The sequence below is a fragment of the Lonsdalea populi genome, assembly GCF_015999465.1.
GTDB classification, from domain to species: Bacteria; Pseudomonadota; Gammaproteobacteria; order Enterobacterales; family Enterobacteriaceae; genus Lonsdalea; species Lonsdalea populi.
Map to the genome: position 1 here is coordinate 1614561 of NZ_CP065534.1, position 15322 is coordinate 1629882.

11 protein-coding genes are annotated in these 15322 nt (G+C 55.2%); 2 read left to right on the forward strand and 9 right to left on the reverse strand.

Translation table 11 applies throughout. The annotated features are described in order from the left end of the window. Positions 1-280: 280 nt before the first annotated feature. A complete protein-coding gene (locus tag I6N93_RS07020) occupies positions 281-4147 on the forward strand; it encodes a non-ribosomal peptide synthetase (RefSeq protein WP_085684401.1) in 3867 nt (1288 codons plus the stop codon). Positions 4148-4354: 207 nt separating this feature from the next. Here I6N93_RS07020 and I6N93_RS07025 read toward each other — a convergent pair whose 3' ends face one another. From I6N93_RS07025 to I6N93_RS07060, 8 genes are all read right to left on the reverse strand, one after another. Then, positions 4355-4507, reverse strand: coding sequence for a DUF2474 domain-containing protein (locus I6N93_RS07025; protein WP_085684399.1), 153 nt, complete (start codon positions 4505-4507; stop codon positions 4355-4357). Between the two features lie 18 nt (positions 4508-4525). Next, positions 4526-5533: a cytochrome d ubiquinol oxidase subunit II gene (cydB, locus tag I6N93_RS07030; protein ID WP_085684397.1), complete on the reverse strand. Its 1008-nt coding sequence runs from the start codon at positions 5531-5533 to the stop codon at positions 4526-4528. Between the two features lies 1 nt (position 5534). Beyond that, entirely contained in the window at positions 5535-6956 is a 1422-nt protein-coding gene (locus I6N93_RS07035) for a cytochrome ubiquinol oxidase subunit I (protein ID WP_085684395.1), read from the reverse strand. Positions 6957-7335: 379 nt separating this feature from the next. After that, positions 7336-8511, reverse strand: coding sequence for an MFS transporter (locus tag I6N93_RS07040; protein WP_085684391.1), 1176 nt, complete (start codon positions 8509-8511; stop codon positions 7336-7338). Beyond that, positions 8501-9085, reverse strand: a complete 585-nt coding sequence (locus tag I6N93_RS07045) for a hypothetical protein (RefSeq protein ID WP_085684389.1) — start codon at positions 9083-9085, stop codon at positions 8501-8503. The genes I6N93_RS07040 and I6N93_RS07045 overlap by 11 nt, the downstream gene beginning before the upstream one ends. A 35-nt stretch (positions 9086-9120) precedes the next feature. Further along, on the reverse strand, positions 9121-10428 hold the full coding sequence (locus tag I6N93_RS07050) for a chorismate mutase (protein WP_085684387.1): 1308 nt from the start codon (positions 10426-10428) through the stop codon (positions 9121-9123). Next, positions 10425-12365, reverse strand: a complete 1941-nt coding sequence (gene pabB, locus I6N93_RS07055; RefSeq protein ID WP_254900105.1) for an aminodeoxychorismate synthase component I — start codon at positions 12363-12365, stop codon at positions 10425-10427. Before pabB ends, I6N93_RS07050 begins: the two co-directional genes overlap by 4 nt. Positions 12366-12416: 51 nt before the next feature. Next, entirely contained in the window at positions 12417-13055 is a 639-nt protein-coding gene (locus I6N93_RS07060) for an anthranilate synthase component II (RefSeq protein WP_112103936.1), read from the reverse strand. 822 nt (positions 13056-13877) lie between these two features. Here I6N93_RS07060 and I6N93_RS07065 point away from each other — a divergent pair. Continuing rightward, positions 13878-14129, forward strand: a complete 252-nt coding sequence (locus tag I6N93_RS07065; protein WP_139829901.1) for a hypothetical protein — start codon at positions 13878-13880, stop codon at positions 14127-14129. Positions 14130-14180: 51 nt separating this feature from the next. Here the strand turns inward: I6N93_RS07065 and I6N93_RS07070 are convergent, their stop codons facing one another. Next, entirely contained in the window at positions 14181-15065 is an 885-nt protein-coding gene (locus I6N93_RS07070) for a LysR family transcriptional regulator (protein ID WP_085684383.1), read from the reverse strand. Positions 15066-15322: the final 257 nt, after the last annotated feature.

Below are 15322 nucleotides of genomic sequence, written 5' to 3' on the forward strand. Positions count from 1 at the left end.
CCAAAAAAACTGTGGTGATACTTTAATCAGGCGTTTTATTTGCGCTTGCTTAATTAAGTTTTTTATACCTATCATAGCAAAACAAGAATGAGAGAGCCTTATTTCTTACCCTACGGGTATTATAGTTTATGAGATTTCCTCGCGAAATCATTGCACCAGGCCTATGACTTCAAATTTGTCAAGCTACATCAGTGGCGAAAATTAAGACCCATTAACTTTCCAGGCCATGAATAATTTAATGGGTGGAATCTGCGTGGTAATTAGAAAAGAGGAATATTTTATGCCTGAAAAGGAACCCTGTCCACTGAGCACTGCCCAACAGGAAGTTTGTTTCGCTATCGCCAAAGCTGAGCATAATTTTAATTATCATTTATGCGACGTGCTTGAATTCAAAGGGCGGCTTAATCGTGAGTTACTCATTCAAGCTATTAACACCGTGTGCCGCGAAGTCGATGCCACGCACACTCAATTTGAAATAGACCCCGCGTCTGGGCAATACGTGCAATACGTCGTGCCTTGTCAGACACACGCTTACGTTCAGTATGTTGATCTTTCCGCCGCACGCGACCCTGAACCGGCCTATCAGGCGCAGCTCGACAATCTCCTGGGTCGAGATATGGACCTGGCTCATGCGCCGCTGATCCGCTACTACCTGGTTAAAATGGCTGACGACCAGCATCGCCTGATAGAGATGGGAACGCACTTGATCCTTGACGGTTATAGTCATGGGGTATTTTTCCGCCTGCTGGCGGAACATTACGGACAACTGCTGCGCAGTGAAACGCCCGCGCCACTGGTGCTGGAGCCGTTAAAACGAGTGCATGAAGTGGAGCAGGTTTACCGTAAAAGTCCTTCTTATATAAAGGATCAGGCCTACTGGCGCAATTATTGTCTGGATTTGCCGGAAGTCACGCAGCTGGTGCCGGGCAATGTGCCGCTGACCATGCTCAACCGCCTGCGTAAGCGTTACATTGGGGAAAATCTGGACCGCCTCAGAACCCTCGCCTCGGTCAACTATCCGGAGTTACGTTTATCCAGCATCCTCATCGCCGTGTGCGCCACCTACCTGCATAAAATGACGGGGCAGGACGAACTGGTCGTGGGCATTCCCGTCGCCGCCCGAAAAGCGAAAGCGCTGCGCAATATCCTATCGATGGTGGCTAACATTTTGCCGTTACACATCTCTTTCTCTGCCGCCTCTACGATAATTTCCGTCGCGGCGGCTATCCAGCGGCAGCTGCGTCACCACTTGCTGCATCAGGGCTACCGCTCTGAATCGATGATCCGCGATCTTTACGCCGAGCGCGGGCACAAACCCCTGTTTAACACGTTAATCAATGTGATTGCCTACGACCAGAGAGCCCACTTCGACGGCTGCGAGATGTCGGTGGATAACGTGGCCTGCGGGCCGGTAGAGCATCTGAGCTTCAATATTTTCGACCGCAACAGCGACGGCCACCTGGATTTCGGGTTCGACGCCAACGCGGATCTATACCCGATTGACGCACTGGAGTTGCACTACCAGCGGCTGATTTCTCTGCTGGAGCGGTTTGTGGACGCGCCGGAGTCGCGTGTGGCGGATTTCGATCTATTATTGCCCGGAGAGCGTGAACGCGTTTACTCGCTGCCGCCCCGGCCCGATGCACTGCCGCTGTTTCCCGAAACCTTCACCGAGTCTGCCCGCGCTCATGCTAACGAAGTTGCGCTGGTCCAGGATAAGCGTCAGGTCAGCTACGCCGAGCTGGATGAAGCATCCAACCGCCTGGCCGCTTATCTGCGTGAGCTTGGCATTCGCCCCGGCGACGATGTCGCGGTCATTGTGGCGCGCAGCGTCGAATGGGTGGTGACGATGACCGCGCTGTTCAAACTGGGCGCCTGCTATATTCCCATCGTGCCGGAGCTGCCGGAAGGTCGTATCAGCTACATTCTGAACGATGCTCAACCGGCTGCGGTGATTGTGGTATCGGACAGCCCGCTGAACGCCGACGTCGACCCGTCCATCGTGCTGCATTTGACGGCAGACAGGCTGGCTGCACTGCCGCCGGCGACCCGCTCTCTGGATCATTTCGATCGGTCTACGCTGGCCTACCTGATCTATACCTCCGGCTCGACCGGCAAACCGAAAGGAGTGGAAGTCACCCATCGTAATCTGGTGTCGATCGCCGGTTCGGCGATTGCGGCGGCGAAATTACAGCCTGGCGTTCGAGTGCTGCAGTTTATCGCGGCGGGCTTCGATATGTCGGTACTGGAAATCTTCATGACGCTGCTTTCCGGCGCGACGTTGGTGATTGCGGACAAGGTCTCCGCCACGCCGGGCCGGGCGTTGGCGTCGCTGACCAAAAGCAAGAACATCCATGCGTTGGTTATGACGCCCAGTCTACTGGCCTATCACCAGAAGGAAGATTTCCCGCAGGGCATGACGCTGTTGCTAGGGGGCGAATCCTGTTCATTGGCACTGTTGGCGCGCTTCTCCCACTGTCGTTTGCTCAACGTCTACGGCCCGACGGAAACCTCGTTCGCCACCTCGATTAACGCCCATTACGGCGCCGACGATCTCTCGATTGGCGAACCCACGGCCAACACACGCCTCTATGTCGTGGACCGGAATCAGCGCCTGCTGCCGCCGGGCGCCTGGGGTGAGTTGTATATCGCAGGGCCGGGCGTCGCCAGAGGTTATCGCAACCGCCCGGATCTCACGGCCGAAGGCTTTGTCCCCGACCTGCAAGACCCTGAACGCAGAATGTACCGGGCGGGTGACCGCGTGTTCTTCGATCATCAGGGACTCATTCACTACCAGGGCCGGAAAGACAATCAGGTCAAACTGCGTGGTCTGCGCATCGAGCTGGATGAAATCAAGAATGCGTTGCTGAGCTGTCCTGATGTGGAAGACGCGGTGGCGATGCTGAAAGATCTGGCCTATGGCCCGGCGATCGTGGCTTATGTCGCCAACAGCCAGCTGGAACTGGACAGCGAAACCTTGAAGCTGGCCGTCGGCAGTCAACTGCCGCAGTATATGGTCCCGAGCGTGATTATGGTGGTCGAGTCGTTCCCGCTGACGCCCAACGGCAAGCTGGCGGTTCGGGAACTGCCCGAACCCATCATGCAGGACAAGGTAGAACTGTCGCCGCCGCGTACAGCGGAAGAGGCGGCGATGTGCCGCCTGTTTGCCACCATACTCGAGTGCGACAAGGTTTACGCCAACCAAAATTTCTTCACGCTCGGGGGCCATTCGCTGCTGGGGCTACAGTTGATTAATCTGATCCGCGACGAATTCGGGGTGCAATTGAGCATTACGGATTTTCTTTCCTCGCCGACGCCGCGACAGCTCGCGCCACAGCTCAGGCTCGCTGGCTGCGCCGCCGACCCGTTCGATCCTATTCTGCCGTTGCGTTCGACAGGTGAAAGACCACCGCTGTTCTGCTTCCATCCCGGCGGCGGGATCGGCTGGGCGTTCGCCGGTCTGCTGCCTTATCTGCCGGACGACCAGCCGGTCTATGCGTTGCAGTCGCCCATCCTTCAGGACGCGACGCGCGTTATTCATTCCATTGATGAAATGGCGGCTGAATATCTGGAAAGGATCCGGACGATCCAGCCGCACGGTCCGTACCAGCTGGCCGGGTGGTCGGTAGGCGGCAACGTCGCGCTGCGCACCGCCAATCTCCTGCAGGCCGCGGGCGAGGAGGTGAGTTTCCTGACCATGTTCGACAGCTACCCGCTGCAACGCGGTAGGGAATCTCTGCGACTGGATGACGAGACCATCATTACCCGGATGACTCGCGCTATCTCCGGCGCGGCGCGAGGTGGGATCAAAGGCTTGAAGAGTGCGATGGAAGAGGCGCTCGGGGATCGCAGCATTCGCGAAACGTTCCTGACGCGTCTCATCGGAGATGCCACGCTGATGCTGGATTTGCTGGAGAAATGTCGCTATCAACCGTTCCACGGCGACCTGCTCTTTATCCGCGCATCGACCGATATTCTGAGATCGCAGGAACAACAGCCGGATCTCTGGCGACCCTATGTTACCGGAAAACTGATTCAGTGCGATGTGGATGCGACCCATGAGTGCCTGCTGCAACGCCAGTACCTGCAACAGTTTGGGCGTCAATTCGCCGACGTACTGTTAAAGCGTCAGAACTGTACCGCCTGAGCGTCTCGGGCAAAGCATAACTAAAACCAAGGTCGTTCAGGTCAACGTGGTCTGAACGACACGATTTCATCGTTCGCCAGGGAAAGACGCATAAGGCGGAGGACCGGCTCTCCTTTCTGTCAGTCACTTGAACCGATCATGCTTGCCGAAGAGTACCCTAAAGCGCCATGCTCCGACGATGTCCGCTGGAGCATGGCGCTTTTCTCATTAATGACTTTTCATCCCTGCCGCGGTCATCATCATGCGAAACAGCAATGAGACTACGCCCAGCGCCAGAATACTTCCCGACCAGATAAGCACCATCCAGAGCAGTCGCTGCCACAGCGGCGCACGGGTAGGCGCGGTGTTGATTTCAGCCATATTGCCTCCGCATTTCTGTTAGTGATAACCCGCATCCGGTTTGATTTTTCCCCGAAATACGTAATAGCTCCAGAAGGTGTAGATCAAAATGATCGGGATAATGACCAGCGCGCCGACCAGCATAAAACGTTGGCTTTGCGGGGGAGCGGCGGCATCCCACAGGGTGATGGACGGGGGAATGAGATGCGGCCAGATACTGATGCCGAGTCCGCTAAAGCCGAGAAAGATAAGCCCCAGCGTGAGTAAAAACGGCGCGTAGTGCGCATGTCCCTTCACCGCGCGGACAATCCCCCACGAACAGGCCAGCACCAGCAGGGGAACCGGCAGGAAGTAAAGCAGGTTCGGCATCACAAACCAGCGCTCGGCGATAGCGTGATGCTGAAGCGGCGTCCACAGGCTGATAATGGCGATAATCACCAGCAGCGCGGCCACCAGCGGGATCGCCAGCGCGGACATTTTACGATGGAGTTCATGTTCGGTTTTCATAATCAGCCACGTACAGCCGAGCAGCGCATAGGCAACGACCAGACCGACGCCGCAGAACAGCGGAAATGGCGCCAGCCAGCCCAACGCGGGACCGCTATAGGCGCGTTCCGTGACGGCGAATCCGTTGAGAAACGCGCCGACGACCACTCCTTGACTAAAGGTCGCGAGCAGGGAACCGGCGATAAATGATTTATCCCAGAAAGGGCGATGCGCGGGGGTCGCCTTAAAGCGAAATTCAAAGGCGACGCCGCGAAAGATGAGCCCGATCAGCATGGCCGTCAACGGGATGGCGAGCGCATCGATAATCACGGCGTATGCCAGCGGGAATGCGCCAAATAACGCCGCGCCGCCCAGCACCAGCCAGGTTTCGTTGCCGTCCCACACCGGGGCGACCGTGTTGACCATCATGTCGCGCTCCCCGGCATCCCGATTGAAGGGAAACAGGATGCCGATGCCGAGATCGAAGCCATCCATCACGATGTACATCAGGGTGGCGAACACAATAATGGCGAACCAGATAAATGGAAGATCGATAGCCACGTTATTTCCCCTCTTCGGACGTTAACGGTTCACGAGTGGCCGACAACGGTCTGGACGGCGTTTGCGGTTTGCCCGGTCCGCCTTCCGGCGTATGCGTGCCTTCACCCGGCTGCGGCCCTTTTTTGATCAGGTGCATCATATAGACGTAGCCGATGCCGAAGACCGAGCAATAGACCGCGATAAACGCGAGCAGGCTGATGCTCATATGCAAATCACCGTGCGCGGAAACCGCCGCCGAGGTGCGCTGAAGACCGTAGACGACCCACGGCTGACGGCCGATCTCCGTGGTGAACCAGCCCGCAAGAATGGCGATCAGTCCGGAGGGGCCCATCAGCAACGTAAACCACAGAAAAGGACGAGACTGATAAAGACGGCGTTTAAAGCGCAGCCACAGGCTGATCACCCCCATCAAGATCATCAGCAGGCCCAGCGCCACCATGATCCGAAACGACCAGAAAATCACCGTGGAATTGGGGCGATCCGCTTTCGGAAAACTTTTCAACGCCGGCACCTGTTTGTTCAAACTGTGCGTCAGGATCAGGCTGCCCAGATAGGGGATTTCCAGCGTATATTTCGTGCGCTCCTCGTCCATGTCCGGCAGCCCGAACAGAATCAGCGGCGTGGCTTCTCCCGCCCGATTTTCCCAGTGGCCTTCAATGGCGGCGATCTTGGCCGGCTGATATTTCAGCGTATTCAGGCCATGCATATCGCCCAGCATCGCCTGAATCGGCGCGACAATCAGCGCCATCCACAGCGCCATCGACAGCATGGTGCGGATAGCCGGGGTATCGTTGCGGCGCAACAAATGCCACGCGGCCGAGGCGCCAACGAAAAAGGCGGTGGAGAGGAAAGCCGCCGTGGTCATATGCAGCAGCCGATAGGGGAAGGAAGGGTTAAAGATGACGGCAAACCAGTCGACCGGCACGACGACGCTGTTGATGATTTGGTAACCCTGCGGCGTATGCATCCAACTGTTTGACGCCAGTATCCAGAATGTGGACACCAATGTCCCCAGCGCCACCATGCAGGTGGCGAAAAAGTGCAGCCCCGGCCCGACGCGGTTCCAGCCGAACAGCATCACGCCAAGGAAACCGGCCTCCAGGAAAAAGGCGGTCAGCACCTCATAGGTCAGCAGCGGGCCGGTAATACTGCCCGCATACTCGGAAAAACCGCTCCAGTTGGTGCCGAACTGATAGGCCATGACCAGCCCAGAGACGACGCCCATACCAAAATTGACGGCGAAGACTTTCGACCAAAAATGGTAAAGATCGCGATAGTCCTCGTTGCGGGTTTTGAGCCATAGCGCTTCCAGCACGGCCAAAAAACTGGCTAAGCCGATAGTGATGGCGGGGAAAATAATATGAAAAGATACCGTGAACGCGAACTGTATCCTTGCAAGATGAAATGCATCTAATCCAAACATGTCTCGCCTCTTACTGAATGAACATCTCCGTTTCCCCCCTTTCGCCGGCGGCTCGGTGAACGATATCCACACAATTCGAATGGCAAAAGAGAGAGATAGCCTAATCTTAGGTCGGATTTGCCTATGCGGAGAGGGATGTGTCCAAATATACGCATCTTTATGGTGGCGACTGGCGGCCGGCACGGGCTGGTCGATCTCGCCGCTTTTAAGACCACGGATATTAAGCTGGCGCTTGGTGCGAAGGCTCGCTCATTGCTTTTCTTGGCTTGGCCCGTCAAGCCGGGAATAACCGTGGACGCAAAATTCTCCGGAGGGGGGGCCTATGCAACACACCTCAGTGCCGGGTAACCCTGCGCCGCATTCCGGCGTGAATCTGCCGTCAGCAAGTCTTGCGCATCACGGCCCTCGCGGGGATGAGCGCCAGGATGCCAATGAAGCCTGCGACCAACGCTAGCATCGAAAACCCGCCGTGCGTGATGATCACCCCGCCGATTCCGCTACCGGCTCCGATGCCGATATAGATAACGGAACTGTTGAGCGCCAGCGCCTGCTGGGCCGCCGCGCCCGCCAGTCCCAGCAGGCGGTGTTGAATAGGAACCAGATACATATAGCTGACGATGCCCCATCCCGCGCTGAGCGCGAGCGCCGCGGCGGCGGATTCACGGAACAGGACCAATGCGATAAGCCCGGTAGTTTGCAGTACGATGACATGGCTCAGAACCCTCCCCGGGCCCCACCGATCGGTCAACAGCCCCGTCGCGATATTGCCGAGCACCGAACCGATGCCATAGGCCATCAGCACCAGCGGCAACGTTGGGACATCGCCAAGCCGAGTATTGGCCAGTAGAACGCTGATATAGGCGTAAACGGTGAACTCGGATGTAACGACCAGCAATGTGACGCAGAATAGCCCCCATACGGCGGGTGGAAAACGGCGCGATCCCCTGGCAACGCCCGGTGCGGAGCAAGGCGGAGCGCCGGGACGCTCCAACAGCATGAACAGCAGAGTCAGCGCAAGAATGCCGAAGAACACGACGCAGTAAAACGCCCAGCGCCAGTTCATGGCGTGTGAAATCCAGGTGATGAGCGGTACGCCCAACGCCTCAGACCGTGTCATGCCGCCGAAAATCAGCGCCAGTGCGACGCCTTTTCGGCCTGGAGGCATGCGCATTGCGGCCAGCGAGGTCGCGGTTGGCGTAAACATTGCGGCGCCGAAGGCAGACACAATGCGTCCTACTATCAAGATGCCGAAGGAGGGACTAAAGGCGCTCAAGCTATTGCCAGCAATAAAGCACACCAGAGAGAGCAGCAGCACTCTCTGGGTTGACCACGATCTAAACCACCAGGCATTGAGCGGCGCGAATGCGGCGTAACTTAACGCAGAAATGGACACCAGCCTGCCCGCCGTTGCAGGAGAGATCATGAAATCGCCGGCGATTTCATGCAGAGCGCCGATGACGACGAAGGTATCAAGACCGATGGCGAACGCGCCAAGAGTCAGCGCCTGCGGCAGCAATCGGACACGCCGACCGGCGATGGAATGGTTAAGAGGCATGCTGCGACGCGTTCAACTCAGGATAGGACATGGCGATAATTTCCCCTCGATAGCGCGCCCGCGGACCATAGAGCAACCATGTCGTCACCACTTCGCCTAAGGTTTCCAACAGCTCGATGCGGTCGGGATTCTCGGTGGCGACAAAGGTATAAGCCAATCCCGCGTCGTATTCGCCCGACAGCAGTTTCGCCGCCACCACCGGTTTGGACGTTTCTAGGATGATTTCGTCCCAGTCCTCTACATTAATATAGCCCAGCGTCGGTTCCGGCAGCGCCAGATGGCGCGGATGTTCGACGTCGCGGCGTTTGAGCAATGCCAGGGGTTGTGTGGGAAAAATAAACGTATCCACGACCGGAAGTCGTTCGCGGAAGCGCTCGGTGACAATATGCACCTGATTGTGGGCGCTGCACTGCAGTAGATAAGCATCGCCATCATCGACCGCCTGTTGGCCTGCGGCGACAAGATCGTCGACCAGGATGATCTCCGCCTCCTCCACGTTCTGGTAACGCAGATAGTGTCGAAGGGCGTTTTCATGGCAGGTGCCGGTGGGCCCCAGCGTGTAAATTCGTATCATATTGCGACTTCCTTGTGGTGGTGGCGCCCGCGCGATCAGGCTTTGATGATGGAGTCTTCTAGCCTGCAGGCTTCGTCGATAATACGTTCGTACAGCGCGATCGCAAACTCGGGGTTAAGCCCATGACTGGCCGCGCGCTCGGCGCAGCGCTGTTTCACGGCATTTAGCCGGCCCGGCTGCATCATCGGGATATCATGGGTGCGTTTATACGCGGCGACCTGTGTGCAGACATCAATACGCTGGGCGATAAGACTGATAATGGCATCATCCAGCTCGTTGATCTGGACACGGAAGGGTTCCAGCCCTTCAAGTGGGTTGCCCTGTCGAACCCGAGGAGGGTGGGTTGCGGGCGCTAAGAGGCCATTGACCAGTGCGAAGGCGCAGTCGGAGAGCGCGCTCATCAAGTAGCCGCCTTCCTGCACAAAGCAAATGGGCAGGTTGGCCGCGGCGAAACGCTCGCCAATCGCTTGGAACACTTGGGGCGACAGTCGCCAGATACCGTGAGGCTCGTCCTCAATGATATCGAAGCCGACGCTGACGACCAGGGAACGCGCTCCCGATGAAACGGCGTCCATCAGCACATTATCCAATGCGGCCAGATAGGCGGTCGCGTCGGGCGGCGTCTCAAATCCCGTATAGCGATGGGCGGGATGGGCGGGGGCGATGGCGTGCTGGTAAGGGAAGGTCTTTTCGCTCAATGCATGCAGGCTATAAAAATGTATATCCGGATGCGCAGACAGTACATCGCTCGTTCCGTTGCCGACGTGATGGTCAATGTCGATAACGCTGACCGGCGCTAGACCCTCATCGGCCAGCGTGCGTGCGGCGATGGCCGCGTTGTTGAGAAAACAGTAGCCGCCGAGAAAGGTCCTTCCTGCATGGTGACCCGGTGGGCGGCAGAGCGCGTAGGTATAGTCGGCGTACCTTTGCGTCAGACCGCGCGCAGCAAGCAGGCTAGCCATAGCGGAGGCCTCCGCGCGCGGGTAGCAGGTATTATCCAACAGCGTATTTTGCTCAATGCCCGGCGCGGCGTAGTCTTGCGCCAGCTCCCGTGCGTGGGCCGGATCCCGGGGCTGCTCGACGTGACGCAGTCCATCCAGATACCGAGGATTATGGAGTCGCGGCAATAGCGTTGCCAGCGTAGTGTTTGCCGCCTGTTCCTCCTCCTGGGACGGCGTCGCGCAGGACACTCTCGGCTGGCGGAGCAGTCCTTTGCAAAGGGTGTCTGTTCGTTCAGGCACTTCTTTGGACGGAACGGTATGGCCGTTCGCCATCACCAGCATCGCAAGCGGCTTCAGTTCCGTTTCTCGTACCTGATAAATTTGCATTGTTTTCATCGTCATCCTTGGCGTCTCCTGTAACGCTGCCCGGCGCTAGCGTAGCCCGCGGCTTGGTAAAATCGAGTCAGTTTCTCCAACGCCGGGTAGTCATTCATTGGTAATGTGGCTTCTATCATCGGCCATCCACGCGACCGTGCCTCATGATCTACGGCGTCCAACAACTGTTGGCCCAGACGTGCCGAGCGGTAATTGGGATCGACCCATAACTCCTGCAAAATGCCGTATTCGCTGCTGGCGCGCAGTGCGTGCACCCGGGAGACGGTCGCTAGCTCGACAATCCCATGTCTGCCGGGGACTTCGACGATGTAGGCAAAGCCCAACTCGCGGGAAGCGGTGATACGGACAGCCGCCTGACGGGCACCGTCTAGGGAAAACTGCGGTCCCGGTCCGCCCAACTCCCGTAACAGTTGATATACCGCGTCCGTCATCGCCTGCGCATCATCCGGTTCTGCCAAACGTAGCTGCGGTTCATCCGTGCGTGTCCCTGCCGGGTTGCTGAATTCACCCGCGATGGTAAAAGGCGCATCAGTCTGACCGGTCACGGACTCGGCGATAGCGGCGAGCGGCGCCCGCGCTTTCAGTAAGATTTCGTCGAATTCTGCGGCGGGATCGGAGAGGGCGACGATGGCGCCGCCGCATCCGACCGAGACGCTATTCGGCGTACAGACGATGGTGCGTATGACGATATTGAGATCCACCTCTCCCGACAGGGAAAGGTAGCCGATGGCACCGGAATAGATGCCGCGGGGGGCTGCTTCCAGCGCATCGATGATTTCCAGTGTGCGAATCTTCGGTGCGCCGGTCATCGAGCCGCCGGGGAAGCACGAGGCGATACAGCTGAGTGCGGTTTCGTGGGAGCCTAGGCGACCTCGAATGACGCTGACCAACTGGTGAACGGTTTGATAGCTTTCAATATGCATCAGGCTCGGGACGTTGACGCTGCCGGGTTCGCACACCCGGCCGAGATCGTTACGCATCAGGTCGACGATCATCAGGTTTTCGGCCCGGCTCTTCTCATCCAGTCGCAGTGCTTCCGCAATCTGAGCATCGCGAGCGGGATCCTGGTCTCGCGGCGAAGTCCCCTTGATGGGTTTGGTCACAGCGATACCGTCGCGGTCGATGCGAAGGAAGCGCTCGGGGCAGGAACATGCCACCGCCAGTTCCCCGAAGCGAAGATACGCAGCGTATGGGGCCGTGTTGCGGCGGCGCAACCGGCGGTATAGATCGAGCGGTTCGACATGCACCTGCGCGGAAATGTCATTAGTCAGGCAGACTTCGTAGGTTTCCCCCGCCGTAATCTGAGCCAGACAATGTTCGATATTGGCTATATAGGTGTCCCGGTCCTGGCGTAGCGTGAAGTTTACCGGAGCGGTAGCGTTTCCCCCCGTGACGGGCGGGGCGGGCGGCAGAGCGCCCAGTGTTTTTTTCATCTCTTCGGCCCAGACTTGCGCCGCATCCTTTTCCTGCGGGTCGTAGAGGGCGACGACGTACAGATGCTTTTCAACATGATCAAAGGCCAGAAAGCGCGTACAAAACAGAAACGCGGCGTCAGGATAGGGTGATAGAGGCGATGGCATATTGCACGTCAGGCTTATCAATTCATAACCGAAATAGCCGACGTGGCCACCGAGAAACGGGATGTCGGGGTGCGGGTGCTTTACGTCCAGGCCGTGCACGGAGCGGTTGCGTTCCAGATAGTCGAAAATCGACAGCGTTAGCGTGTCTTCGCTGCGGGTGCCTGGCCGTACCACTCGCACGGTCTGCCGTTTGGCATCGAAGAAAGCGACGTTGGCGTCCTGGCCGGAGATGTCGCCCATAAAAGACCAGCGTGACAGGGGGGGACCAGGAGACTGCTGTCCAGCCAAAATGCATAGTCGCTGCGGCCGTAGATGTGCGTGAAAACATCCTCGGCGTCGACGGTCAAGGGGAGTGGGTCGCACAGTAGCGCGTAAGATTGGGTTGACGCAGGCGCCGGGACGCCGTCAATGATACTAAACATTCGAGCTGTCCTTGTATTGAACGGTTTTCTGGGTCTGAAGAGGGGCTATGGCATCGGAGAGAAAGTTGCCGAAGATTTCGCGGCCATACTCCGAGCATATGGACTCCGGATGAAACTGGACGCCCCAGTGAGGAAGGGTGCGGTGGCGCAGCGCCATGACGATACCGTCTTCTGTTTCCGCGATCAGTTCCAGTGCGTCGGGCAAAGCTCTGTCGGCCACCAGCGAGTGGTATCGTGTGACTTCAAAGGTCTCGGGAATGCCGTGGAACAATGGGGTGCCGTAATGATGGACGCGGCGTATACGGCCATGCATGGGCTCTGGCGCAGCGATGACGCGGCCGCCGTGATGCAACGTCAGGCATTGGTGACCGAGACAGACGCCCAGCACGGGTACATCGGCATACGCCAGTATGTCCATGGAGCTGCAGACGTCTCGTCGCTGATGCGGCGTGCCGGGACCGGGAGAGAGAATGATACGATCATGGGGAATTTTATGAATCTCACGCCAGGATAAGGTGTTCGGTAATACAACAGCCTCTTGACCATTTACCTCGCCAATCATTTGGGCGATATTAAATGTAAAGCTATCGAAATTATCAATAATGAGAATATTTTTCTGATGAAGAATCATATATTCCTCTATGATATAGGAAAGGGTTGCTGTCAGTTTAAAAAACTCAGTTCAGCGCCGTCTGATTAAAACGGGCTCTGTTATTTTGCATGCCGGGTTCTATAACTAATATAATACCAGGTCTTCTTTTCTTAAAAAAACCTTGTTGTGAGTTTTTACCTGCCCCACTCAGTTAATTACTCTACCACTTTTATTTTGTCTATTTGTTGTTTTTATTTTCATGAAAAGAGGCGGGTAATAATATTTTAGGCACGACATAGGTATAAAAAATGTTTATTGCATAAGCGATATCTATGCTTTTTGCTTTAACTAATTGTTATTCTTTGTTTTTTTGTTTGTTCGTTACTGCGGCATTGCTTGGGCTGGTTGTTGTATAAAAATAAGTTTCATTGTTCATGATACAAATATTCTATGTGTGAAAAAAATCATAAAAACAGAGTGTTGTTAATCATCAATCAGAAGAAATGGTGATTGTTTTACGTTGTTTTTTATCATGGATAGAACGGTGTGGTGAGCATTTTTTGGGGTGCTAAAAAAATTAAATAAAACAATATCCATGGAGGCCAATAATTGTATTATCTTCAATTGTACGTCTATTATTCCATAGTGCTTAGAGTCAATTATACCGTGATATTCGTCCCATTTTATTTTTAAAAAAACGGGCTATTCCTTCTTTAAGGCGCTGAGCACTGCCGATGCCGAGTGCCGTAATGTTAACGACTTAAAGATGGAACCCGCCCACTGAATGAATTCAGACGGGAAAACAGGTTAATCATCAATGTGATCAATCACGGTTTGAGGAACTGGGAAGCCGTTTTTGGGGTGGCACTGCAACCCCGCATGGCCGCCTCTATCCAGAGGCTGTTGGCGCTGAAAAGATATCTCTGGGGCGCCGGTGACCTTGGCAACGTCTTGCCGTGCCGTCAGCGTTTTTCCAGCCCCGCGCTACCGCGATTTGGACTGTGTTATTGGCTGCGTCATGCGATGTCACCTTTCGCGGCCGCGAGTTACACGATGATCGTGCCCGCCAATGGCTGCCGAACGGGGATGACGGCAGTCATGTTCACCCTCTGAAATCCCCAATTGCCACGAGAGCGGCAGGCTGAACAGAGAGGAGGGAAAACGTCAGGAGACGTTATGGCTCTCTTTGATCAGTTGAATGAAGTAGTTCAGCTCTTCCTCCTTTCTCTTCAAATAATAGATATGCGACACCTCGGTAGGCTGGTTGAGAAAAAGAGGGCGTGTCGCCAGAGGAATATGCCGGGATATTTCGAAATTCATAAAAGAAGAGCACGAGAACGAATAACCTTTCCCGGCAGCAAGATACTCGACGACGTGTGAAAAATCGGGAAAAACATACACTCTGGCGCGGGTATTTTCCATCCTACGGTGCTGAATGGTTTTTTCCAGAATAGGGTGAGACAACATCGATGTATGAGCGACTAAATTTTCGTGGACGATAAGATCCATGACATTTTCATATCTATCAATCACTTTCTGCGCGCTGATCAGCGTACAGCTATTGTTCATCAGTGCAATACAGGCAATACGTTCCAGGCTGTCGATATATTTAGGGGAGGAGGAGATAAAGAAGTCTATCTCTTCGGACAACAGCTTGTTTTTGAACTCGGCGTAGGAATGCTGCATGCAGAAAAGGTCGATACCTTTTTTTATCGAGTTCGAAAAGATGATTTTATAGAAACTGTCGTTGTAGGTGTCCGTACTGATTTTTAGCTCACGAAAAAATTTTGTGTTTTTGGTGACAAGCTTGGTGATATTTTCCAGATTCTCTCTGACGGGCAGCAGCTGCTGATAAAAAAAATCGCCTTCTTTAGTCAGGTTTATCCCTGAATTGGAGCGATTAAACAACCGGTATCCGAGAGAGTTTTCGAGATCGCTGATGCTTTTGCTCAGTGCGGGAGGTGTCACATGAATGCGTTCCGCTGCCGCTTTAAATGAGCCTAATTCTGATATCACGATAAAATGCTCAACTTTTTTTGAAAAAATCATATCTCACCTCTGCCGATTCCTGTGAATATAAAGCATCTTCCTAATTGATATAAACAAAAGGTCTGTTGCCGTGACTAAAACAGAACCTTTCAGCGTCCAGGGGGAATGAAATCGTGATTCAGTATCATCCGATGACGAAATTTAGTCTACGTATTATATTTGCATTATCATAGGATTAATAGACAGCACAATATTGATGGATTCAAGATCATGAGAATAGTTGCGGATGATATTTTGCCACCCCGGAATTAGTGATG

What these genes read in the sequence shown, in the direction of transcription:
- I6N93_RS07060 (WP_112103936.1), bottom strand. Translation starts at nt 13,055, where the DNA reads ATGATTCTTCATCAGAAAAATATTCTCATTATTGATAATTTCGATAGC.
- I6N93_RS07035 (WP_085684395.1), bottom strand. Translation starts at nt 6,956, where the DNA reads ATGTTTGGATTAGATGCATTTCATCTTGCAAGGATACAGTTCGCGTTC.
- I6N93_RS07040 (WP_085684391.1), bottom strand. Translation starts at nt 8,511, where the DNA reads ATGCCTCTTAACCATTCCATCGCCGGTCGGCGTGTCCGATTGCTGCCG.
- I6N93_RS07025 (WP_085684399.1), bottom strand. Translation starts at nt 4,507, where the DNA reads ATGGCTGAAATCAACACCGCGCCTACCCGTGCGCCGCTGTGGCAGCGA.
- I6N93_RS07045 (WP_085684389.1), bottom strand. Translation starts at nt 9,085, where the DNA reads ATGATACGAATTTACACGCTGGGGCCCACCGGCACCTGCCATGAAAAC.
- I6N93_RS07070 (WP_085684383.1), bottom strand. Translation starts at nt 15,065, where the DNA reads ATGATTTTTTCAAAAAAAGTTGAGCATTTTATCGTGATATCAGAATTA.
- I6N93_RS07020 (WP_085684401.1), top strand. Translation starts at nt 281, where the DNA reads ATGCCTGAAAAGGAACCCTGTCCACTGAGCACTGCCCAACAGGAAGTT.
- I6N93_RS07050 (WP_085684387.1), bottom strand. Translation starts at nt 10,428, where the DNA reads ATGACGATGAAAACAATGCAAATTTATCAGGTACGAGAAACGGAACTG.